Source organism: Phyllobacterium phragmitis, from assembly GCF_002980495.1.
Taxonomy (GTDB): domain Bacteria; phylum Pseudomonadota; class Alphaproteobacteria; order Rhizobiales; family Rhizobiaceae; genus Paramesorhizobium; species Paramesorhizobium phragmitis.
The window spans coordinates 1-22,071 of record NZ_PVBR01000037.1 but is presented as its reverse complement, the minus strand read 5'-3'; the positions used below and the strand labels follow the sequence as shown (position 1 = coordinate 22,071).

The following is a 22,071-nucleotide window of genomic DNA, read 5'->3' as shown; positions in this document are numbered from 1 at the left end:
AACAAGCTCAAACAGTTCCGACGCGTCGCAACTCGATACGACAAGCTCCTCTCCAATTTCATGGGGTTCGTCAAACTCGCCGCAATCGCCATCTGGCTCAAATAGTTAAATCGTCACTACGACCTAGAGCGCCGCGCGTCCTATTGGACGCGCAAAGGACGCTCTAACATTTTTAAATGCTGCATAATTTTATCCTTAAATCGATTCCGATTAAGGAAATTATGCAGTGACGGTTCAGCCGGCGCGCTCGGCGTGCCGGCGCTCGGAGATGGCGTGAATGGCTGACAATCGAAGAGGAATCCGAAGCATTGCCGGTTCGCTGGTTTTGGCTGTCGTCGGGCGCGTCATGAGGATTATCGACATCCCGCTTCGAGGACTGCAGAAGGTCGCGGGCCAAACGGGCATGGCGTCGTTCTTCCTGCTGCCGAACATGGCTGTCTTCACGGTCTTCATACTGATCCCTTTCGTCATCAACTTCGTCTACTCGATGACGGGCGGGACGCAGATATTCCTCGACCAGCGCCGGTTTGTCGGCCTGCAGCAATATAGCGAGATTTTCTCCTGCTCCGATTACCTCGACCCGAACAGCTGCCTTCAGGACGGGTTCTGGACGGCTGTCGGCAACACGGCCTCATTCGTGGTCATCCAGGTCACGCTGATGATCCTGGTCTCCCTGATTACCGCGGTCATTCTCAACCGTGAGATCATCGGCCGCGGCTTCTGGCGCGCCGTTTTCTTCTTTCCTGTTCTCTTGTCGCCGGTCGTCACCGGTCTCATCTGGCGCTGGATCCTTGAGCGGCAGGGGCTGTTGAATTTCATTCTCTATGAACTGTTCGGCGCCGAACAGTTCAACTGGCTGACGGAACGCACAACGGCCTTTGCCGCCACAATCGGTGTTTCGATCTGGGCGCATATGGGTTTCTATACGCTGATCCTGCTTGCCGGCCTGCAGGCGATCCCCAGGGATCTCTATGAGGCGGCGCAGATGGACGGCACGTCGCGTTCTCGCATCTTCTGGCGGATCACGCTGCCGCTCCTGATGCCGAACCTCGTCGTGGTCCTGGTGCTGGCGCTGATCCGCGCCGTGCAGGTCTTCGACGAAGTCTTCGTGCTGACCCATGGCGGGCCGGGCACCAGTACCATGTATCTGATTCAGTACATCTACGAGATGGGCTTCGCTTCCGAGCTGAAGAATCCGGGTCTTGCCGCGGCTGCGTCGATCCTCATGGGCGCCGTTCTGGTGGTGCTCACCCTTATGCAGATGGCGGCCTCCCGCCGCAACGAGAAGAAGCGAGAAAGCTGATGGCGACCGTCTGGCAATTCATCACCCGCCGGCGTGGCGGCGAAGGCTGGCACTGGACCGATGTCGCTACCTGGGTGTGGCTGATCGGCGGGCTGCTCATCATGTTCGGCCCGGCCGTCTGGCTGACGCTTTCCTCGTTCAAATCGCCGGCGGCCCTTTCCAAGTTTCCACCGACCATCCTGCCCTACGTGACGCAGGAGGTTCGCGTCGAAGGTTTCGACAAGCCGTTGCCGCTCTACGAGGTGACGCTGCCGGACGGCACGATGGCCAGGCTCGCCGAGAAGCGCCGCGTCGGCATCATCGCCCAGATGATCGATCCGAAAAGTCCGGAAACGGTCCACAAGATCAACATCAACGATCGCAAGCCGGTCGACATGGTGGAGTTTGCCACGTCCAACTATACCGAGCCGTTCCTGCAATTCGATTTCCTTCGCTACCTCTGGAATTCGGTCTTCGTCACCGTCATGGCGACCATCATCACCCTGGTGATCAACTCGATGGCCGCCTTCGCGCTGTCGAAATACAAGTTCCGCGGCCAGAACCTGATCCTGATCATCATCGTCGGGACATTGATGGTGCCGCTCGGCGTCATCATGGTGCCGCTCTATTCCGTTGTCTCGGCGCTTGGGCTTTTCAACAATCTCTGGGGTGTCATCCTGCCCACGGTAGCCACCCCGACCGGGGTCTTCCTGCTGCGGCAGTACATGCTGACCATCCCCGACGAACTGATCGATGCCGCCCGTATGGACAAGGCGTCGGAATGGCAGATCTACTGGCGCATCGTTTTGCCGCTTGCAGCACCTGCGCTTGCGGTCCTCGCGATCTTTTCGGTGGTCTGGCGCTGGAACGACTTTCTCTGGCCGCTGATCGTCTTGAGCCGTTCGTCGCTCTATACGCTGCAGGTCGGGCTTAACGTCTATGCCGGGCAGCTCAACGTGCAGTGGCAGTACATTCTGGCCATGACGGTGGTCACGATGATCCCGGTTATCCTCGTCTTCGTGTTTCTGCAGAAGTTTATCGCCCGGGGCATCGCCACAACGGGTCTGAAGTAAGGAGCGCGGCATGGGTCGGATCACACTTGAAAAAATCACCAAATCTTTTGGCGCGGTCAAGGTGTTGCAGAGCATCGACCTCGACATCAGGGATGGCGAATTCGTTGTTTTCGTCGGACCGTCGGGCTGCGGGAAATCGACCCTGTTGCGCCAGATCGCCGGCCTCGACAAGCCGACGAGCGGTGACATCTGCATCGACGGCAAATTGGTCACCGACGTGCCGGCGGCCGACCGCGGTCTCGCCATGGTCTTCCAGTCCTACGCGCTCTATCCCCATATGAGCGTGAAGCAGAACCTTGCTTTCGGGCTTGAAAATGCCCGCATGCCGAAGATAGAGATCGAACGCCGGATAGCCGAGGCTGCGCGCATGCTGGAAATCGGCGATTATCTCGACCGTCGGCCCGGGCAGCTCTCCGGCGGCCAGCGCCAGCGCGTCGCCATCGGCCGCGCGATCGTGCGCAACCCGACCGCTTTCCTTCTGGACGAACCGCTGTCGAACCTCGACGCGGAATTACGCATCTCCATGCGCGCCGAACTCTCCGCCCTGCACAAGCGTTTGCAGACGACGATGATTTACGTCACGCACGATCAGATCGAGGCGATGACGCTCGCCAACCGCATCGTCGTCCTGCGCAAAGGGCGGATAGAGCAGGTCGGAACGCCGCTCGAACTTTACAACACGCCTGCCAACCGGTTCGTCGCCGGCTTCATCGGTGCACCGAGCATGAATTTCCTGTCGGGAAGCATTGTTGCCGCCGGCGGCGAGGGTACGACAGTGACCGTGCTCGGCGAAGAAACGCTGACGCTTCCCCGCAAGGCGGATGATGACATGACGGAACAGGCAATTACCGTCGGTGTTCGTCCGCAGCATATCCGTCTGGCTGGACCGGATGAGCCGGGCATCGGTGCCAAGGTCGATCTTGTAGAGGGACTTGGTTCGGAAACCGTCGTCCACGCCCGCGTGTCGACAGGCGAACGGCTGCTGGCCGTGCTCGCCGGCCAGCACGCCCTTGCATCCGGCGAGGAGATCCGGCTGACGTTCGACGCCAAAGACCTTCACCTGTTCGACAAAGATGGTTCACGGCTTTCCGGAACCTGACACATTTCCACGGGCGCTCACGGGGAAGCTTTCGCAAGTCCGCTTATCTTTTCGGAAGGCATATGGAAGCACGCAGCCCGGGCTTGATTTGCGAAAGAATGATGTCTCCCCCGTGATGGCGAACGATCGCACGGGCAATGGACAGGCCAAGACCGACGCCGCCGGTGTCGCGATTGCGGGACTGCTCGAGGCGGAAGAAGGGCGCGAACACCTGTTCGGCTGCGGTTTCAGGGATGCCTGGGCCCTCATCTTCGACGACGATGTCGATGGTGGCCGACGTATGGAGAACAGACACCCGCGCCTTCCCGCCATAGCGCACTGCGTTTTCGACCAGGTTGCGGATGGCGCGGCGCAAGCCATCAGGTCGGCATCGATAGTTCGCTTTCGCTCCTTCCTCAAACTCCACATCCTGCCCCAACTCGGCGAGATCATCACAAAGGCTCCCAACCAGCGCGTTGAGGTCGATCGTTCTGGTTTCCTCGATGGTTGCTTCTCCCCGCGCCAAGGCGAGCGTACCTTCTGTCATCGTTTGAATTTCATCGATGGCTGCCAGCATTTTCTGCTGGAGATCCGGATCGGAAACAAACTCGGCGCGAAGGCGAAGAGATGTCAGCGGCGTACGCAAGTCATGGCCAATGGCTGCAAGCATGCGCGTGCGATCTTCGACAAAGCGGTGTAGCCGGGACTGCATCCGATTGAACGCTTCCGACGTTTGGCGAATGTCGTCGGGTCCGGATTCGGGCAAGTTCGGCACTGTCTCGCCCCGGCCAAGGGCTTCAGCGGCTAACGCCAGCCCTCGCAAGGGACTGGTAATGCGGTTGGCTATGAAGACGCCGATGATCGAAAGGACAAAAGCCGTGATACCCAGTGAAAACAGCGACTGGGTGTTCCATAGCGTGCTCGGCAGGACTTTGTGATAGGCGGAATTCAGCCATGTGCCATCGCTGAGTTGAACGGCAAGACCCATCCCCTTCGAGCCATCGAAATACAGAAATTTTGCCGGGTGGGGCAGGGGCCAACGGCCCGATGCCAAAACGGCCCAGTTCTCGGAAGCGTTCGCGGATCGAAAGGGACCTGATTCATAGCCAAGTTTCACAGGCGGGCTCTTTGGTTCCACCTGCCACTTCTTTTGAAGGTCAAGGAGGTTCGGGAGCGGTTTTTCCAGCTGCGCTACAGCTTCCCTGCGCCATCCATCGGCATCGACCGGATCTGTGGCTGAAATCCAAAAGCGCGTGTAACCGGTTCCGCTTGCGAGAAGGACGTCTTCGCGGAATCCGATGGGGATCGATTCAAGTAGCGTTGCAAGAGATGTGGTGCGGCTGAAAAACTCTCCCTTGGCTGCCGCCCGCAGCGCTTTGTCGCGTTCATCCCATGAAATGAAGAATGCAAGGGCCTGCGATATGACGAGCGCAAGCAGCATGAGGCCGATGAACTGCGCTGCAAGGCTCCTTTTCCACCAGCGCATCATGCCGACGCTATCTCCGCGGAGAAGCTGTAACCGCCACCCCAGTGGGTCTTGATGATTGCAGGGTTTTTGGGGTCGAGCTCGATCTTCTTGCGCAACCGGCTGACCTGGTTGTCGATACTGCGATCGAAACAGTCGGCCGAGCGACCTGCGGTCAGATCGAGAAGTTGATCACGACTGAGAACCAGACCGGGATGTTCCAGGAAGGCCTTGAGCAAGCGAAATTCAGCCGTGCTGAGCGCTATTCCGACACCATCGCCTCCGATGAGTTCCCGGCGGCCCACATCGAGCTGCCAGTGATCGAATTGTACGGTTTTTGCCTTTATGGCCTCTCGATTCGGTGGAAGACTGTTGACCCGTCTCAAGACGGCTCTGATCCGCGCCAGAAGCTCGCGCGGGTTGAACGGTTTCGTGAGGTAATCGTCGGCGCCGAGTTCCAAACCAATGATGCGATCGGTGTCATCCGCCATAGCCGTGAGAAATATGATCGGCAATTGCATCGTGCTGCGCAGTTGGCGACAAACCGACAGCCCATCCTCGCCCGGCATCATGACATCGAGAACGATCGGGTCTGGAGCGCCACGTTCCAGGATACGCCGCAGCGCGGTTCCACTCTCGGCAACACTGATGCGATAGCCCTGCTGGGCAAGATACTTTCCGACAAGGTCGCGAATGTCGCCATGATCGTCTACGACGACGATGTGAGGTGCGGATTGCATAGCGCCGAGTCCCAAAACGATTGAAGCAGAAGCGGGACTATAGAATAGCGGCTAATTCCCGGCATCCCAAAAAGTGTATCAAAGTTTGCCAACGGCAGACGAAACCGTGCGCCCTAAACCGTGTGAGGCGACGTTACCCAAGGCCGTTTCTCCAGCACACCCCAATCCCGCCTGCCCGCCGGTATTTGCTACATTTTGCGACAATTCCCCGGTTGGTCAGGCACAACTCTGCGACAAACGGCAGGTAGTCTTCACGCGTCGAAACGATCAGCGCATTCGAATACGCGAGAACTGCCCATGAAAACTATCCGCCTTGGCTCGATGCTCATTCTCTCGGTGTCTTTGTGCACTGTCGGGTCAAGTCCGGCACAAGAGCCGGCAAATGCGGAAGGGGAGCGGCTTTTCCGCACCCGCTGCGGCTCCTGCCACGGCGCAAAGGACGGTGACAACCGGTTGGGACCTCATCTTTCCGGTCTTCTTGGCCGACAGGCGGGGACAGTCCAAGGCGTCCGATATTCGAAGGCGCTGAGCTCCTCCGGCTTCGTTTGGGATGAAGAGAGGCTTCATGCCTATCTTTCCAACCCCCGCCAGGCCGTTCCGGGCACGACGATGACCGTCAACATTCGCGATGAGGCACAGCGCTCGGCCATCATCGCCTATCTCCAAAATCTTCCCGCCGCGGGTCAAGCGGGGGAAGAGGCGGGCAATAGCCCCGATAGCAGCCTGACAACCGAATGACCGGGTCTCAGGCAATCGAAACTCCAACGAGAAGTGAGACATTATGAAGAACTCCGTCATTGTATTTGTCGCCGCCGCCGGTCTTCTTGCAGCCACAGGCAGTGCGTTTGCCCAAGGATCTGGTTGCGTGAAACTTCAATCCGCGAGCTCTGAATCGAAGACCCTTGCCCCAGCCGATCGATCTGCTGCAGAGGCGGACAAAAACGCCAGCTGATCCGGATCACACAAGAAGCAAGTGATGGCGGGGCGGGCCCGCCATCACCTCTCCGACTGTATGGAAACTGGAGCGTGTCATGATTCAACTCAACATCAACGGGGTCGCTCGAGATATCGACGTCGATCCTGAAACGCCTCTTCTATGGGTTTTGCGTGAGCAGGCCGGACTGACAGGTACCAAGTTCGGTTGCGGCATTGCCGTGTGCGGCGCGTGCACGGTGCAGATCGATGGCGTTGCAGCACGCTCATGCGTCATGCCGGTGAGCGCGTTGGACGCAACACAACGGATCGTCACGATTGAAGGCCTTTCCACGGACGGTGGTCATCCGGTGCAGCAGGCATGGCTTGCGCTCGACGTGCCGCAATGTGGCTACTGTCAGGCCGGCATGATCATGGCGGCTGCGGCGTTGCTGGAGACCAATCCGAATCCAACGGATGACGATATCAACGCGGAAATCACCAATATCTGTCGATGCGGAACCTACAACCGGGTGCGGGCGGCGATCAAGCTTGCCGCGGCAAACGGCAGCGAGACCAACAAAGGTTGAGGACAGAACGATGAATGTAACCACGCTATCACGCCGCAATTTTCTGATCGGGACTGCTGCTACGGCAGGCGGATTTTCACTCGGGTTTCATGTACCGTTTCCGGCAAATGCGCAGGATGCCGCCTCAGACGTTATGCCGGAAATCAATGCCTGGGTGGAGATCCATCCGGATGATACCGTCGTTATCCGCATCGTCCGCTCAGAGATGGGGCAGGGCACGCTGACGGGACTGGCCCAGCTTGTCGCCGAAGAACTCGAGTGTGATTGGTCCAAGGTCACGACCGTATATCCGACACCTGGTGAAAGCCTTCGTCGTGACCGTGTATGGGGCAGCTTTTCAACAAGCGGCAGCCGCGGCATTCGTGGCTCGCATGAATATGTGAGGCAGGGCGGGGCCACCGCACGCGAGATGCTGATCGCTGCCGCCGCAAGTGTGTGGAATGTGCCGGCATCGGAATGTTCGGCAGCCAACAGCATCATCACCCACGGTGCTTCAGGGCGCACCGAACGGTATGGCGCTGTTGCAACGCTCGCCGCACAGATGCCACCCCCCGGCAACATAGTGCTCAAAGATCCGAAGGACTGGAAGATAGCCGGCAAGTCACTTCCGCGGCTTGATACCGCCGACAAATTAACCGGCAAACAGATATACGGCATCGATTTGATGCTGCCAGAGATGCTGAATGCCGCTGTGAAGGAATGTCCGGTTTTTGGAGGAAAGCTCAAAAGCTTCGATGCCGCAGCCGTTTCGGCCATGCCGGGCGTGCGCAAGGTTGTTCAGATCGACGAGGCGACAGTCAGCGTTGTCGCGGACACCTGGTGGCAGGCGCAATCGGCACTCAACACGCTGCCGGTCGTTTGGGACGATGGACCCAATATCGCTGTCACGAGCGCCTCCATAGCCGAGATGCTCGCGGAGGGCCTGGACGCCACCGATGCTTTTGCCGGTACCGTGATCGGCGATGCTCAGGCGGCACTCGAAGGAGCGGCCGATGTCGTCACGGCAACCTATTCTTATCCTTATCAGGCCCATGCCACGATGGAGCCGATGAATGCCACGGCGCGATACTCGCAGGACAAATGCGAGGTATGGGTGCCGACGCAGAATGGGGAAGCAAGCCTTGTCGAGACGGCAAAAGCGTCCGGCCTTCCGATCGAGCAATGCGAGGTTTACAAACTGCATCTTGGTGGCGGCTTCGGCAGACGTGGCAGCAGAGAGGACTATGTTCGCCAGGCAGTCATTCTCGCCAAGGAATATCCCGGCACGCCGGTCAAAGTGATCTGGTCACGTGAAGAAGACATGCTTCACGGCGCCTATCATCCGACCACGCAGTGCAGATTGAGGGCAGCGCTCGACGCCGAAGGCAATATCACCGCGTTTCACATGCGCCTGAGCGGCCAGTCCATTCTCTCCTCGCTGCGTCCTGAGGTCGTTGGCGAAAGAGGTCACGACCCCGTCGTCTTCCAGGGATTGAATGACGGCGGCAGCGATGGTGCTTTCGGCTATACGGTTGCAAACCTTAGCATCGATCACGCCATGCGAAATCCCCCTGTTCCCCCCGGCTTTTGGCGTGGCGTGAACCTCAACCAGAATGCCATTTACGTCGAATGCTTCATGGATGAGCTTGCGCATGCGGCTGGGATGGATCCGCTGCACTTCCGGCGCAAGCTGATGGCTAATCATCCGAAACACCTTGCTGTCCTCGAGGCCGTTGCGGAGCGAATCGGCTGGGAAACACCGGCGCCTTCAGGCGTCTATCGCGGCTTGGCGCAAATCATGGGGTTTGCCAGCTACGTGGCGGCGGCGGCTGAAATCTCCATCGTCGACGGGCAATTGAAGATTCATCGCATCGTTGCTGCGACAGATCCCGGTCATATCGTCAATCCCGCTCAGGCCGAGCGACAGGTCGAGGGATCATTCGTTTATGGCCTGTCGGCCTGCCTTTATGGCGAATGCACAATCAGCGGTGGTCGTGTCGAACAGGAGAATTTCGATACATACGAGGTGATGCGCATGGAGCAGATGCCCGAAGTCGAAGCCATCATTATGCCATCCGGCGGCTTCTGGGGCGGGGTGGGCGAACCTACCATCGCCGTCGCCGGGCCGGCAGTTCTGAATGCAATTTTCGCCGCTACCGGCAGGCGGATCCGCCAGCTGCCTCTTAAGAACAGCAACCTCGCATAACGGCGCAAGGCCGCCCACAGCCATAACAGGCGAAAAGAGGTGCTCCGCGCGGATACGCGGAAGCACCAATATGGGTCGCGATTTCACATCCAGGAGGTTTTCATGCGCAGCCAACACCGGGAGCGAGAGCCGGGAACTATAGTAGCTCGTGGATACTCACGTCCGGAACGACGGCTTTAGCGATTTCGCAAAGGTGCCAGTGATGTGTCAGGTAAATCACCTGGCCAACCCTGCTCATCTCGCCCAGCAGTCGGAATACTTCCTCAGATCGGGGGTTGTCGAAGCTTTCCATGATGTCGTCGGCGATGAACGGAACGGCCGGCCGCACAGCGGCGAACTCCTCGTATCCTGCAAGCCGAAGCGCCAGATAGAGTTGGAACTGCGTGCCCGTAGACATGGTATCCGCAAGCTTCGATCCGCCATCTCGCGCCACGCCGATCAGGATCTCCTTGTCCTTGTCCGGTTGCGTCGCAAGACCGGAATAATTGCCGCCGGTGATCAGCCGGAACGCTTCCGAGGCACGGTTCATCATCGAGCTGCGATGCTTTTCACGGTAGATGTGCAGCGCCTGTTCTGCGGCGAGCGTTCCGGCCCGCAACGTCAGATAGCGGACCGCGTGATCTTCGATCTCAAGGAAGATCGTGCGCCGCTTTGCCTCGATCCGGGCAACGGCATCGTCGCCTCCCACGGCATCCAGCCTGTCCTTGGCGCGGGTCATCTCGGCGTAAAGCAGCTTGGCGCGCTCGGTCAGATCGTCGATTTTGACGGATAGTTCCATCGCGCTGCGCTCCACATCGGCCACGTCGATTTCCAAGAGAAGCCGTTGCGCTTCTTCATGGCTGGCGGTGCGCAGGCCCTGGGCGATCTGGTCGCGAAGCTCGGCGATGCGTTTTTCGACCCGCTCCCGCTCTTTTGCCTGCTCAAGGAAGGCGCTGACCGCTGCAAGCGTATCGGTGCCGAAATAGCCGGTCAGCTCAGCCTTTTGAGCATTGTGAACCGCCAGATCTTCCATAAGCTTTTGCCGGTTGTCGATCAGCCTTTCGAGGTCTGCCTGCTTGTCGGCCCGGATTTGCTGGTTTCGCAGCGCGGCATTATGGCGGTCGACGAGGGCGTTGGCGGCGTCAAGCGTATCGTCGATCCGGGTGATACCGTCGAGTTCGCCAAGGATGGCGGTCATCTCGGCTCGGAACTCTGCCTGGTCTCGTTCCATCGCGGCCACACGCTGGGCCATGTCCTGCCGTTCTTTCAAAATGCCGGGCAGCGTCGCCAATACAGCCAGAATTTCGCGAACGGCGGCAACCGAGCCGGCCTTATCCACAAACCATGTCTTTGCAAGAGCTTGCCCCCAGGCCTGATGCCATGCATCAGCGGCGGCCTTCGCGTCTTCATGGTCGCGTTCACGCTCGGCGAGATCGCGGGCCAGATCGATGAGTGCCTTTTCGTGGCTCGCCTTTGCAGCCTTCCGGGTCTTGATATGCGTGAGGAAATCGCCTGCCGCGCGCGCCAGTTCGCCGATCGGCAGATGGTCGACAGCCTCGGCACCTGCATCCCTCAGGGCGCTGACAAGCTCTGCGCCATGGCGTTCGAGTTGCGACTTGATCTGCTCGATCTCGTCCTCGGCTTTTTGCAGATCGTCCCATGCGCAGAGCGTGTCGCTTCTTCTGCTGGTCCAGCTTTCAAGCGCTGCAAGGCATTCCAGCGCGTCCGGTCCAGCTCCAAGAGCATCCGGTAGCAGGGCGCCGATCTTTTCGGAAAGGCAGGCGTATTCGGTCCGTGCTTCATCCAGCAAGGCCTGCTGCCGCTCGATCGCCGCTGCAGTCGTCACTGTGGCTTGCATCAACTGGCGAAGCTCGGCCAATTCCTGCGCCCGCGAAAGCCGGTCGGCCGTCACCGTATCGTCCCGCCGCATTCTCTCTTCGAACAACTCAGCCGTGGCGCGATTCAGTGTTGAAAGGTGGGCCTGCCAAGCGGCATCGCGTTCGGCGCGGAGGCTATGGGCCTCGCCATCATCGATCGCGCCACTGGCCGCAAACGCGGCAGTCCGGGCTTTTGCCAATGTCTGTTCGGTGACGAGATCGCGGTGCTTGCTCTGGTGGTCAGCCACCCGCTTTTCGATCGCTGCGGCTTGCGTGCGCCAGGTTTCGATCTGGCGGCCTTCCACGGATTTCAACGCCCGCAGGTCGCTCGCATCGCCCGACCAGGGCGCGAGCAGAGCAAGCTGGTTTTCGAAACCGCGTTGCAGCTGGGCGCATGCCCGTTCTTCGACGGCAAGGCGTGACGACAGATCGGAGCCGGTCAATCTGGCAAGCGCCGCCTCGATCCGGGCCAGCGATTCGGGGCCGATCGTCATGCCGGAATCGAACTCGGCGGCTCCCTCTTCGCGCAACCGCCCAAGCGTTTCGCGCGTGCGTTTGAGTTCACGCTCGGCCGCTGCCAGTTCGGCATCGATACCGGAGCGCTTCTCGATCAGGTCGCGAATGATGCCGGTGGAAGAGGCCGGCAGCAGCAGCGCCTCGGGATGGGCATGGCCGGATTGCTCGAGATCCGCCAGAAGCCGCGACAGCATTCCGTCCTGCTCGGCGAAGGCAAGCTTGCGTTTCGGTAGGTCGTTCTCGGCCGCGCGATAGCGTGCGCGCCCATTGTCGAGCATCTCGATATGGGCTGCGATCGCCAGCGCTTTTTCATCGACGTTGATCTCGTCGATTTCACTGGCAAGCTGCTGGATATTGCGATCGGCGGATTCAAGAAGCGCCTGCAACCGCGTTTCGTCGCGCGAAAGCTGGGGCAGAAGCAAAAACCATTCGGCGGGTGGCCGGGGAAGATCGCCAAGGATTGCGGGATCGCTGGTGAGGCGGGCAAGCTCGGTTGCCAAGGGGAGGGCGCCGAGAATGCGCGCCAGTTCCTGGTGCCGTGCCTTTGCCTCGGCCAGTTCGCTCGTCGTTGCGCCGTAGGATGCATTCGCCTGCTGAAAACTGTTTGTCAGCGCTGCATAGGCTGTTGCGAAAGTATCGATTGTGTTGCGTTCGTTCTTCAGTGCTTCGAGCGTCCGCTTCAGTTCGGCCATTTTCGTGCTGGAAGAACGCTTCTTGTAGATTGCGCCGGCGTCCTCTGTTGCGGCCACCAGCGATTTGCTCAAGCCGGCGAGGCCGGAACTGGCGGAAAACAGCAGTTCGCCAAGCTCGCCCTTGCTCTGGATAATCGCATTGCCGCCGTCTTTCAGCGATTGGTCGTCCAGCGAAAACATCGTCCGGTAAGCGTCGCGGCCGATGCCGCCAAGCGCACCCGCAAGCATCGCTTCGTTCACCGGCTGGCCACGATCATCCACCAGGCTGCCGCTGCGCTGTTTCAGCCGTATCAGCTCATGTTCGGCACCATCGAATTCCAGCCGTGCGCCGATCTTCATCGCGTTGTACGGGTGCAGGAAATTATAGCCGCTGCGCTCCGGAATGCCGAACAACAGGTCGAGGAATGCCGCAAAGATCGTGGATTTTCCGGCCTCGTTTAGGCCGTAGATGATGTGGAAATCCGGCGTGCCCCCGGTAACCTGACCAAAATCGATCGAATGGTCGGTGAATTTCCCGTAGCGGGTGAGGTCCAGCCGGCGAAGACGCATCAGCTTTCTCCCCGATCGGCGGTCTTCATCCTGGCGGTAATGTCGTCGGTGCCTGTCAGCAGCAAGTCGTCGATGAACGCCTTGAAGCTCGCTTCGTCATGGCCCGCGAATTGCCGGCTCTCCGGTGGCAGATCGGCGAGCAGTTCGTTGACCATTTCACTGACTTCGTCGCGAAAACCGGGCCGCGCAATCACATCATCGCGCATCAGCTGGCCAAGCTCGATCACCGGATCGGCGGTGGCCTTGCCGGTTTCCTCAAGCGGCTGTACGGCAAGCTCCAGCTTTTCGATCCAGGTCCGGCCGATCCGCTCGCCGCGTTGCTCGGCCTCCGTTTGCAACAGGTCGATGTCGCGGCGAAGCTTCCACGAAAGCGGCGTCTGCCCGATGATGCGAAGGCGGGCGACGAGGTGTGGCGAGGGGGTGTTCTCCCGCTGCTGCTCCAATGCGGTTTCGATGGTGCTTGCGGCATCGCGCCATTCGGAAATCCCGGTGAGATCGACCGTCACGCGTTCGAACTGAGCGACACTGGTCAGGTGTTCCTCCACCATGATCGTGCGATCATCGGCAACGGTCACCAGCGAAACCGTCTTGGCGCCGGCCTCGTTGATGTCGCGGCCCTGTGGCATGCCGGGCATGATGACGGTGCGCGGTCCCTGGTGGTGGGTGCGCTGATGGATATGGCCCAGCGCCCAGTAATCGAAGCCCGAGGCATGCAGGTCCAGCACATTGCACGGGGCATAGACATCGTGGTTCGACGGACCGGCGAGGCTGGTGTGCATAATGCCGATATTGATGGCGTCCGAGACCGGAGACTTGTATTTCGGCAGAAGCGAATCCGGTGCCTGCGGTTTGGCAAAGCTCAATCCGTGGATCGCGACCGCCAGACCATCCCTGGTGAATTCCACCGCTTCCGCGCGGGCGCCAAAAATTTTCACCGACGGCGGCAACACCAGCTCATGGGTGATTTTCGACAATGCATCATGGTTGCCGCGGATCTTGTAGACGGCAATCCGGGCCTGGTGCAATCGCTCCATCTGGCTTGCCAGGAACCGTGCCGTCTTCATCGAGGTCTGATCGCCATCGTAAAGATCGCCGGCGATAACAAGAGCGTCCACCTGTTCTTCGAGGCAGAGATCCACAATGGCGATAAGGGCCTGTCTGGTGGAGTCGCCAATCAGTTCGGCCAGCTCGCTATTGCGCAGCGCCAGCGAGCGGAGCGGCGAATCGAGATGAATGTCGGCGGTATGGACGAAGCGAAATGGCATGGAAGGGTTTATATTCTCTGCTCTTGGCAGTCCTCAATGGATGCTGGCTGCGAATTTGAAGGACGGCTTTTTGTCAGGCGCTCCAAGCGCTGGCGGCACTGCATCGTTCTTGGAGAGAAGCGCCAAATGGATCCCCACTTGGTTGGGTTTTTGCAACCGTGCCTTGCTCCTCAAAGCTGGGAGCAGTCCTCCTTAAAATTGATTCTAGTACATGAAAAATGGTTCTCCCAATAGTTCCATATGAAAAATGGTCCTTAATCACGCCTATTGCGGGCCCCTGCAGGAGTGCCGGTCATGCGCGTCATAGGCGCGCCGAGTTCCGTAGTCGCTATCCCTGTATCATTGACCGCGATTCACGGAATGCTCCAAATCCTTGAATGATTGTCACTTCCTATCGAGGGCTGCGTCATCAGCCAACATCCGCTGATTGATCTCGTCGAGGGACGCGGCACCGAGCATTGCCATGTCTCTGTCTATCTCGGATGAAAGAAGGGACACCGCGTGCCGAACGCCGGCATCGCCGGCGACGGCCGCCGCGAACAGGAATGGCCGCCCCACGAAGACGAAATCCGCGCCCAGAGCTATTGCCTTCAAAACATCCGATCCGCGCCTGACGCCGCTGTCGAGCATGACAGCCATCTTCCCCGCCTCGGCTTTGACCGCAGGGAGGGCAACCACCGGTGAGATCGCGTAGTCCAACTGTCGGCCCCCATGATTGGAGACGATGATGCCGTCGGCGCCGAGTTCGTTCGCACGCCTGGCATCCTCCGGTGACAGCACCCCCTTGATCACCAGTTTACCTTTCCACCGCTCGCGGGCGATCGCGGCATGTCGCCAGGAGAACGTTCCGCGGCCGCCAAAAGAGCGGATCACATTTTGGGACACGATCGCCGGGCCTCTATCGACGTCAGCATTCTCAAAATGCGGCATTCCGTGGTTCTTCAGCGTTCGGGCAGCCGTTCCAAACAGCCAGCCCGGCCGTGACATGACCTGCAGCCCCAGGTTCAGGCTTGGCTTCATCGGCGCGCCGAACCTGTCACGCTTGGAGTCTTCTCTGTTGCCTGCCACAGGGACGTCGGCGGTGATGACGAGCGTCTCATATCCCGCTGCTGCAAGTCGATCGATCATGCCGATGACGCGCGTATCGTCTCCCGGCAGATAGGCCTGGAACCATCGGGTCCCGCCTTCCCTGGCCACCCGTTCGAGACTGATCAGCGAAGTGGCGCTGAGGACCGCTGGTATCCCGCATGCTGCGGCGCTTCTCGCCAGAACGATATCTCCGTCATAGGCGGCGAGCGCACTGAGACCCATCGGCGCAATGCCGAAGGGATGTTGCCATCGCTCTCCGAACAACGTCCGGCTCTGGTCGCGGGCAGCGAGACCGGCAAGGATCCGCGGGATCATTCGGATCGCCTCGAAATCACTCCTGTTCGACCGGAAGGCGGCGCCGTTCTCGACGTACCCGGCAATGTATCCGAACACGCCGCGGGGCAACCGCTTTCTCGCCGCCGCCTCGAAATCTTCCAGGTTGAACACATCGCGAAGACTGCGGGGACGTCGCTCTTCGCGCCGCGCCTCCGATACCCCGGCAGGGCCGTCCGAAGCGACATGCGTGGTAGTCTGGTTCGTCATTTTTCCTCCCCATCATAGCCTGATCCCCAGATCGACCCACAATTGCTCAGGTGACGCGCAGGGTGTGTCCGGCAGGCAGTGCTGAAGGCGCTCGACCACATCGGATGCGAGATCGACACCACCCCGCAACTGCAGTCGGCGCATCGCCAACGCGCGCTGGCCGGTAGGCGGACGAACCGTGCGCTATCGGCAATCTTGGCGTCCCACGCGGCCGCCGCGACAAATCCTGCCTGACGTTCGAAGGCAGCCGGTCCCCGCTCATGATCAATCTCCCGGCACGCTTCCGCCGGATGGCGGCACGAGGAAATCGAAATCACACCCCTTGTCAGCCTGCAGGACGGTCTCGAGAAACAGCCGCTTGTAGCCGCGGTTGGAGCCGGGATGCACTGGCGGTGAAAAATCGACACGCCGCTTTGCGAGTTCGGCCTCGGAAACGGTCAGCGACAGCCGCCGGTTCGGTACGTCCAGTTCGATGACATCGCCGGTTCGAACCAGCGCCAGCGGGCCGCCCTCGGCACTCTCGGGGGTCACATGCAGGACGATGGTGCCGGACGCCGTGCCACTCATCCGCGCGTCGGAGATCCGGACCATGTCCTTGACGCCCCGTGCGGCCAGCTTTTTCGGGATCGGCATATAGCCAGCCTCGGGCATGCCGGGCGCGCCCTTGGGGCCGGCGTTCTGCAGGACGAGGATGTCGTCCGCGTCGACGTCGAGATCGGGATCATCGACGCGCTCTGCCATGTCGGCGATCGAGGAGAAGACGACTGCGCGTCCGGTGTGGGTCATCAGGGCGGGCGTTGCCGCCGACTGCTTCACGATGGCCCCGCCCGGCGCGAGATTACCGCGCACGACCGCCATGCCGCCTTCGGGATAATGGGGCGCGGAGACCGGCGCGACGATCGACTGGGACCAGCCGGAAGGCGCGGCGTCAATCTCTTCGCCCAGCGTGCGACCAGAAACGGTCAGGCAATCGAGATGCAGAAGGTCCTTCAGTTCGCGCAGGATGGTGGCGAGGCCGCCAGCGGCATGGAGGTCCTGCATGTAATGCTGGCCCGATGGCTTGAGATCGACCAGCACCGGCACCTTTCGGCCCATTCGGTCGAAGGCGTCGAGGTCGAGCGTCAGTCCCATGCGTCCCGCCATTGCCGCCAGGTGGACGATGCCATTGGTGGAACCGCCGGTCGCCAGGAGCACGGCGAGGGCGTTCTCGAAAGCCGCCGCCGTCATGATCCGGTCGGGAGTGAGGGCGCTCGCAGCCATCTTTACCGCCAGCGCGCCGCTGGTCTCGGCAATGCGGCGTCGATCGGCCGAGACGGCCGGAGGCGTCGCGCCGCCGGGCGCCATCATGCCGAGTGCCTCGACCACCAGCGCCATGGTCGAGGCGGTGCCCATGACGCCGCAGGTGCCGGCACCGGGAACGAGTTGGGAATTGACGTCGGAGATCTCGTCGGCATCGACCTCCCCGGCGCGGTGGCGGGCCCAGAAGCGGCGGCAATCAGTGCAGGCGCCGACCTTCTCGCCGCGGTGGCTGCCAGTCAGCATAGGCCCGGTGACGAGCTGGATCGCCGGAATACCGGCGCTGGCAGCGCCCATCAGCTGGGCCGGAACGGTCTTGTCGCAGCCGCCGATGAGGACAACGGCGTCCATCGGCTGGGCGCGGATCATCTCCTCGGTGTCCATCGCCATCAAATTGCGCAGGAACATCGAGGTGGGATGGGAGAAGGATTCATGGATCGAGATGGTCGGGAAGGGCACTGGCAGGGCGCCGGCCAGCATGACGCCGCGCTTCACCGCCTCGATCAGATCGGGGACGTTGGCGTGGCAGGCATTGAAGCCGCTGGCTGTGTCGACGATGCCGATGATCGGGCGGTCCAGCGCGTCGTCGGAATAGCCCATGCCCTTGATGAAGGCCTTGCGCAGGAACAGCGAAAACCCGGCATCGCCATAGCTCGTCAGCCCCTTTTTCAGCCCGCGCCCGTTCTCGTCCGACATTCCATACACTCCCTAACTGCCTTGCCGGGTGAGCAGACAGATGTCGCTCAAGATTGTCAACAATATGTTTGACATATTCAGAGGGACCGATAAGGTTTCGAGACGCGCTTGGAGGAGTGCGCCAATCCAACCGGGAGGTTTCCAATGAGAATGACCATCGTCGCGGTGCTCGCCGCAACCACCGCTATCATCACCCCCGCGTTCGCCCAGGATGCCTCTTATTCGGCAGCCGACGAGATCAATGTCATGCAGGGCTTCAAGGCCGGCGGAGGCTCGGACGCCCTGGCGCAGCTGGTGCAGCCGTTCCTCGCCGAGGAACTGGGCGTCAATTTCGTCAACCAGTACATTCCCGGCGCCACCGGCGCCATCGCCTGGACCCAGCTTGCCAAGCAGACCAGGCCAGACGGGGCCACCGTCAGCATTACCAACACGCCAATGCTGACGACCAACTACATCATGAACCCGTCGATCACCTACACCGTCGACGAGATCACCCCAATCGCCAACGTCGTCACCGATCCCGGCGTCGCGGTCGTCGCCAAGGACAGCCCGTTCAAAACGTTCGAAGACTTCGTCAAGGCGGCCAAGGACAATCCCGGCACCATAACCGTCGGTAATTCAGGTGTCGGCGGCGACGACTTCTTCACATCGCTCATCTTCGAGAAGGCGGCGGGCGTGAAACTGCAGAAGGTGCCGTTCGAGGGTGACGGTCCTTCCTGGACGGCGGCGATGGGCGGCAAGATCGACGCGAGCTTTACCAATGTGGGAGTTGCCTATCCCCAGGTGAAGGAAGGCAATCTGCGGGCGCTGGCGGTCTTCACCGAAAAACGGCTGCCGGAGCTTCCCGATGTTCCAACGGCCAGGGAGCTCGGCTACGAACTCGTTGCCGGTTCGTCGCGCGGTTACAGCGGCCCAGGCGATTTTCCCGAGGAGGCTCGCCAGCAGTTCATCGACGGCCTGCGCAGGGTGACGGAGAACCCGAAGTTCCAGGATGCCGCCAAGGCCCAGGCGATGAACATCGACTTCATCGCGGGCGACAAGTATCGCGATTTCCTCAAGAAGCAGGAAGCCGAGTACACGCAGCTCTGGAACGACATCAAGGATGAAATCAAGGCTCAGTAGGGGCGTGTGGGCGGGAGGAGCGAGCCCCGCCCATTTCCATTTCCTCATCCGGAGTTCATGTCATGGGTCGTATCCTTGTCGCTCTGGCGGCTATTGCAGCCGTCTTCTTCTTTTGGAGCGAGGCGGCCAACTATCCCAGAACGGCTGCCCGGCTGCCGAACATTCTCGGTTGGGTGGTGCTGATCCTGGCGATTCTCGCCATCGTGCAGACGCTTTTCACATGGCGACGCCAGAAGGCCGAAGGTACGCTGGTTTTCATTCCCGAAATTCAGTGGCGCGACATTGCTGTCGGCGGCGGCTTCTCAGGCCTGATCATCCTTTACGCCTGGAGCATCCGGCACGTCGGATACCTCGTCGCAACGCCGCTGTTTCTCTTGATTCCGCTGGCGGTTCTGCGCCCGATTGGATGGACCGCGAGCATTCTCACGACACTGGTGGTGACCGCCTTCATCTGGGGGGTCTTCGTCTATTTCCTGAAGCTGTCGATTCCGCTCTACCCGGCGGTGTGAGGAGACCGAGATGCCCGAGTCCTTCCTATGGATCGGTCTTGCCAACGTCGTAGACCCGGTTAACCTCCTGGCGATCTTCGCGGGTGCGTTGATCGGGATGTTCGTAGGCGCGATGCCCGGCCTTTCGGCCACGATGGCGATCGCCTTGCTGCTGCCGCTGACCTATTCCATGCGCCCCGAGACCGGGCTGTCCATGCTGGCCTCGCTCTACCTGGCGGCCATGTATGGCGGTTCTGTCGCGGCCATTCTGCTGCGAACGCCTGGCACGCCGGCTGCCGCGGCAACCGTTCTCGACGGCTATCCGATGGCGCAGAAGGGCCAGGCCGGCAAGGCCCTCGGCCTGTCGCTGACGGCTTCGCTGATCGGCGGCATCATCTCCTCGATAGTCCTTTTGACCGTGGCGCCGCTGCTGGGCCGCATCGTCCTCAATTTCGGGCCGGTGGAGATTTTCGCCGTTGCCGTGCTCGGCATCACGATCATCGGCTCATTGTCCCAGGGATCTGCAATTCTCGGCCTGCTTTCGGGCGCGATAGGATTGCTCATCGCTACCGTCGGCATGGACCCGACAACCGGCACCCCGCGCTTCACCTTCGGTGTGCTCGATCTCTTCGGTGGCGTCAACTTCACCGTGGCACTGATAGGACTATTCTCGATTCCCCAGGCGATCCGGCTGATCGTGCAGGGCAATTCCAATGAAAATGAGCGGGTATCGAGCATCCGTGACCGCATGTTGCCGACCGGTTCGGAATTTCTGAAGATGCTGCCCAACAGCGTCCGCTCCGGATTCATCGGCGTCTTTGTCGGCCTCATTCCCGGCACCGGCGGCGATACCGCCTCCTGGTTCGCCTATAATGAGGCGAAGCGCTTTTCCAGGCACAAGGCGGAGTTCGGCACCGGCTATCCGGCCGGGATCGTGGCGCCCGAAGCTGCAAACAATGCGGTCGTCGGTGGTGCACTGATCCCGACCATCTCGCTCGGCATTCCCGGATCGTCGTCGACTGCCGTCCTCCTGGGTGGCCTGATGGTGCACGGCATCCTTCCCGGGCCGTCGCTGATGACTGAATATGGCGACGTCACCTACACGCTGCTTTGGGCGGTGATGTTCGCCAACATCGCGCTGTTCATCGTCGGCCTGCTGTTCACCCGCGCCTGCATTACGGTCACCAAAATCCCGAACCGGGTCGTTGGGCCTATCATCGTCGTGCTGTCCGTTATCGGATCCTTTGCGATCAACAATTCCGTCTTCGACGTCGGACTGATGATAGCCTTCGGGATGATCGGATTCGTCTTCGATCAGGCTCGTATCCCGACACCGCCGTTGGTCATCGGCCTCATACTCGGACCGATCCTCGACACCACGTTGCAGCAGTCGATGCTGATCGGGCGCAACAACTGGATGGTCTTCCTGCAAAACCCGATCTCAGCGACCCTTCTAGCCATCGCCCTCCTTTCGATCCTGCAGGCTACCCCGCTGTTCGGCGCCATCGCCAGGCGCTTTCGAAATCCACCGGGAGCAGATACGATATCATCGGCCGAAAGCGACATCGCGGGGAACCGCGACTGAGACGCGATCAACTATCGAGGAACCCTTCCGCACCACGATGCGAGGATGACAGACCGCAGGAGCATTCAGACCTATGTCCCACACTGCCGCATCTGGCGAACCCGAAGACGAATACACAGCATCACCAGCCAATCGCCAGAGCGGTGAGGAGGCCTCTTTGGAGATCGCGTCCCAACTTGAGGAGGATATCGTCTTCGGGCGCCTCCATCCCCGTGAACGGCTGATCGAGGAGGAAATCTCGAGCCGGTTTGCGGCCAAACGCCATGTCGTGCGTCAGGCCCTGGTCGAACTCGAGCGGCTCGGACTCGTTGATCGTGTTCGAAACCGGGGCGCTGTCGTGCGGCTTTACCGGGCCGAGGAAGTCGAGGACATCAACGCGGTGCGCGAGCTTCTCGAGTCCCATGCCGCGTTCTTGATTCCGCTTCCCATGCCGGAAACGGCCATTGCTGAACTGGAGGCGATCCAGGATCGTCATTCGCGGGCAATTCAGGAAGAAGACCGGCGTGGGGTATTCCGCTCCAACATCGAATTCCATCAGGCCCTGTTCGCCCACTGCGGCAACGCCGCCCTGATCGAGGCGATCAACAGCTTTGCGCAGAAGTCGCACGCCTATCGTTCGATCTTCGTGAACGATAAAGCCTACCTGCAATGGGCGGCCGGCGCCCATCTCGCAATGATTGAGGCGATCAGGACGCAGAACCGAAACGAACTCATCTCGCTTTGCCGCGCCCATCTAGCGCCCGCCAAGAACCACTACATCGAGATGTTCCGAAGCCGCTTCACCTGAGATGGTGCGGATATCCCGCAGCCGCTTCAGGACGCGGCGACACCACGCCTTGGGGGAATTGTCGGCATCGGCTTCTCCATCATCGATGATCCACATGGACCTGGCCCATGTGGGTCTTGTGAGCTGCCGAATGCTGCTAGAGTCTGTCAGGACTAGCTTGAAACAGCTTCCACCTGGCCGTCATTCTCGGGCTTGTCCCGAGAATCGACCGCAGTTTGAGCTGTTCGTACGGTAATTGCTTTTCTTTTTACTTATGGCAGAT

At 60.3% G+C, this 22,071-nt stretch carries 16 protein-coding genes and 1 pseudogene; 11 read left to right on the top strand and 6 right to left on the bottom strand.

Annotation, left to right across the window (positions count from 1 at the left end; translation table 11 throughout):
* The 4 genes and pseudogenes from C5748_RS26000 to C5748_RS25985 all read left to right on the top strand — a co-directional run.
* Positions 1 to 105 (top strand): annotated as a pseudogene (locus tag C5748_RS26000) (IS5/IS1182 family transposase); the annotation flags it as partial.
* Positions 106 to 277: 172 nt separating this feature from the next.
* Positions 278 to 1,303, top strand: coding sequence for a carbohydrate ABC transporter permease (locus tag C5748_RS25995; protein WP_105745795.1), 1,026 nt, complete (start codon positions 278 to 280; stop codon positions 1,301 to 1,303).
* A complete protein-coding gene (locus C5748_RS25990; protein WP_105745793.1) occupies positions 1,303 to 2,355 on the top strand; it encodes a carbohydrate ABC transporter permease in 1,053 nt (350 codons plus the stop codon). Before C5748_RS25995 ends, C5748_RS25990 begins: the two co-directional genes overlap by 1 nt.
* A gap of 10 nt (positions 2,356 to 2,365) precedes the next feature.
* Positions 2,366 to 3,454 (top strand): ABC transporter ATP-binding protein, encoded by a 1,089-nt coding sequence (locus C5748_RS25985; RefSeq protein ID WP_105745790.1) that lies wholly within the window; start codon positions 2,366 to 2,368, stop codon positions 3,452 to 3,454.
* A 43-nt stretch (positions 3,455 to 3,497) separates the two neighbouring features.
* Here the strand turns inward: C5748_RS25985 and C5748_RS25980 are convergent, their stop codons facing one another.
* Both C5748_RS25980 and C5748_RS25975 read right to left on the bottom strand, forming a co-directional pair.
* The gene (locus C5748_RS25980; RefSeq protein ID WP_105745788.1) at positions 3,498 to 4,922 is read right to left on the bottom strand and encodes an ATP-binding protein; all 1,425 of its coding nucleotides are present in this window, start codon (positions 4,920 to 4,922) and stop codon (positions 3,498 to 3,500) included.
* Positions 4,919 to 5,638 carry a response regulator gene (locus tag C5748_RS25975; protein WP_105745786.1) on the bottom strand — a complete coding sequence of 240 codons (720 nt, stop codon included), beginning with the start codon at positions 5,636 to 5,638 and terminating at the stop codon, positions 4,919 to 4,921. Before C5748_RS25975 ends, C5748_RS25980 begins: the two co-directional genes overlap by 4 nt.
* Before the next feature lie 297 nt (positions 5,639 to 5,935).
* Here C5748_RS25975 and C5748_RS25970 point away from each other — a divergent pair, with 297 nt between their 5' ends.
* The 3 genes from C5748_RS25970 (at position 5,936) to C5748_RS25960 (ending at position 9,325) form a co-directional block, all read left to right on the top strand.
* On the top strand, positions 5,936 to 6,376 hold the full coding sequence (locus C5748_RS25970; RefSeq protein WP_105745784.1) for a c-type cytochrome: 441 nt from the start codon (positions 5,936 to 5,938) through the stop codon (positions 6,374 to 6,376).
* 293 nt (positions 6,377 to 6,669) lie between these two features.
* A complete protein-coding gene (locus tag C5748_RS25965) occupies positions 6,670 to 7,140 on the top strand; it encodes a (2Fe-2S)-binding protein (protein WP_105745782.1) in 471 nt (156 codons plus the stop codon).
* A gap of 10 nt (positions 7,141 to 7,150) precedes the next feature.
* The gene (locus tag C5748_RS25960; RefSeq protein WP_105745780.1) at positions 7,151 to 9,325 is read left to right on the top strand and encodes a xanthine dehydrogenase family protein molybdopterin-binding subunit; all 2,175 of its coding nucleotides are present in this window, start codon (positions 7,151 to 7,153) and stop codon (positions 9,323 to 9,325) included.
* Between the two features lie 136 nt (positions 9,326 to 9,461).
* Here the strand turns inward: C5748_RS25960 and C5748_RS25955 are convergent, their stop codons facing one another.
* The 4 genes from C5748_RS25955 to C5748_RS25940 form a co-directional block, all read right to left on the bottom strand.
* Positions 9,462 to 12,938 carry an AAA family ATPase gene (locus C5748_RS25955; protein WP_105745778.1) on the bottom strand — a complete coding sequence of 1,159 codons (3,477 nt, stop codon included), beginning with the start codon at positions 12,936 to 12,938 and terminating at the stop codon, positions 9,462 to 9,464.
* Positions 12,938 to 14,203: a metallophosphoesterase family protein gene (locus tag C5748_RS25950; protein ID WP_105745776.1), complete on the bottom strand. Its 1,266-nt coding sequence runs from the start codon at positions 14,201 to 14,203 to the stop codon at positions 12,938 to 12,940. The genes C5748_RS25955 and C5748_RS25950 overlap by 1 nt, the downstream gene beginning before the upstream one ends.
* A 384-nt stretch (positions 14,204 to 14,587) precedes the next feature.
* Positions 14,588 to 15,835 (bottom strand): alpha-hydroxy acid oxidase, encoded by a 1,248-nt coding sequence (locus C5748_RS25945; RefSeq protein ID WP_105745774.1) that lies wholly within the window; start codon positions 15,833 to 15,835, stop codon positions 14,588 to 14,590.
* A gap of 264 nt (positions 15,836 to 16,099) precedes the next feature.
* The gene (locus C5748_RS25940) at positions 16,100 to 17,827 is read right to left on the bottom strand and encodes an IlvD/Edd family dehydratase (protein ID WP_105745772.1); all 1,728 of its coding nucleotides are present in this window, start codon (positions 17,825 to 17,827) and stop codon (positions 16,100 to 16,102) included.
* A 144-nt stretch (positions 17,828 to 17,971) separates the two neighbouring features.
* On the opposite strand from C5748_RS25940, the gene C5748_RS25935 reads away from it, so the two are divergent.
* The 4 genes from C5748_RS25935 to C5748_RS25920 all read left to right on the top strand — a co-directional run bounded on the left by C5748_RS25935 (position 17,972) and on the right by C5748_RS25920 (position 21,809).
* Positions 17,972 to 18,949 carry a tripartite tricarboxylate transporter substrate binding protein gene (locus tag C5748_RS25935; RefSeq protein WP_105745769.1) on the top strand — a complete coding sequence of 326 codons (978 nt, stop codon included), beginning with the start codon at positions 17,972 to 17,974 and terminating at the stop codon, positions 18,947 to 18,949.
* A gap of 62 nt (positions 18,950 to 19,011) precedes the next feature.
* Positions 19,012 to 19,458: a tripartite tricarboxylate transporter TctB family protein gene (locus tag C5748_RS25930; protein WP_105745767.1), complete on the top strand. Its 447-nt coding sequence runs from the start codon at positions 19,012 to 19,014 to the stop codon at positions 19,456 to 19,458.
* Positions 19,459 to 19,468: 10 nt separating this feature from the next.
* Positions 19,469 to 21,022, top strand: coding sequence for a tripartite tricarboxylate transporter permease (locus C5748_RS25925; protein ID WP_105745765.1), 1,554 nt, complete (start codon positions 19,469 to 19,471; stop codon positions 21,020 to 21,022).
* A gap of 73 nt (positions 21,023 to 21,095) precedes the next feature.
* Positions 21,096 to 21,809 carry a GntR family transcriptional regulator gene (locus C5748_RS25920; RefSeq protein ID WP_105745763.1) on the top strand — a complete coding sequence of 238 codons (714 nt, stop codon included), beginning with the start codon at positions 21,096 to 21,098 and terminating at the stop codon, positions 21,807 to 21,809.
* The last annotated feature ends 262 nt before the right edge of the window (positions 21,810 to 22,071 follow it).

Bases quoted from the DNA above. Each gene is read 5' to 3' on its own strand.
- C5748_RS25930 (WP_105745767.1), top strand. From the start codon at position 19,012: ATGGGTCGTATCCTTGTCGCTCTGGCGGCTATTGCAGCCGTCTTCTTC.
- C5748_RS25965 (WP_105745782.1), top strand. From the start codon at position 6,670: ATGATTCAACTCAACATCAACGGGGTCGCTCGAGATATCGACGTCGAT.
- C5748_RS25985 (WP_105745790.1), top strand. From the start codon at position 2,366: ATGGGTCGGATCACACTTGAAAAAATCACCAAATCTTTTGGCGCGGTC.
- C5748_RS25960 (WP_105745780.1), top strand. From the start codon at position 7,151: ATGAATGTAACCACGCTATCACGCCGCAATTTTCTGATCGGGACTGCT.
- C5748_RS25970 (WP_105745784.1), top strand. From the start codon at position 5,936: ATGAAAACTATCCGCCTTGGCTCGATGCTCATTCTCTCGGTGTCTTTG.
- C5748_RS25935 (WP_105745769.1), top strand. From the start codon at position 17,972: ATGAGAATGACCATCGTCGCGGTGCTCGCCGCAACCACCGCTATCATC.
- C5748_RS25925 (WP_105745765.1), top strand. From the start codon at position 19,469: ATGCCCGAGTCCTTCCTATGGATCGGTCTTGCCAACGTCGTAGACCCG.
- C5748_RS25980 (WP_105745788.1), bottom strand. From the start codon at position 4,922: ATGATGCGCTGGTGGAAAAGGAGCCTTGCAGCGCAGTTCATCGGCCTC.
- C5748_RS25920 (WP_105745763.1), top strand. From the start codon at position 21,096: ATGTCCCACACTGCCGCATCTGGCGAACCCGAAGACGAATACACAGCA.
- C5748_RS25975 (WP_105745786.1), bottom strand. From the start codon at position 5,638: ATGCAATCCGCACCTCACATCGTCGTCGTAGACGATCATGGCGACATT.
- C5748_RS25990 (WP_105745793.1), top strand. From the start codon at position 1,303: ATGGCGACCGTCTGGCAATTCATCACCCGCCGGCGTGGCGGCGAAGGC.
- C5748_RS25950 (WP_105745776.1), bottom strand. From the start codon at position 14,203: ATGCCATTTCGCTTCGTCCATACCGCCGACATTCATCTCGATTCGCCG.
- C5748_RS25995 (WP_105745795.1), top strand. From the start codon at position 278: ATGGCTGACAATCGAAGAGGAATCCGAAGCATTGCCGGTTCGCTGGTT.
- C5748_RS25945 (WP_105745774.1), bottom strand. From the start codon at position 15,835: ATGACGAACCAGACTACCACGCATGTCGCTTCGGACGGCCCTGCCGGG.
- C5748_RS25955 (WP_105745778.1), bottom strand. From the start codon at position 12,938: ATGCGTCTTCGCCGGCTGGACCTCACCCGCTACGGGAAATTCACCGAC.
- C5748_RS25940 (WP_105745772.1), bottom strand. From the start codon at position 17,827: ATGTCGGACGAGAACGGGCGCGGGCTGAAAAAGGGGCTGACGAGCTAT.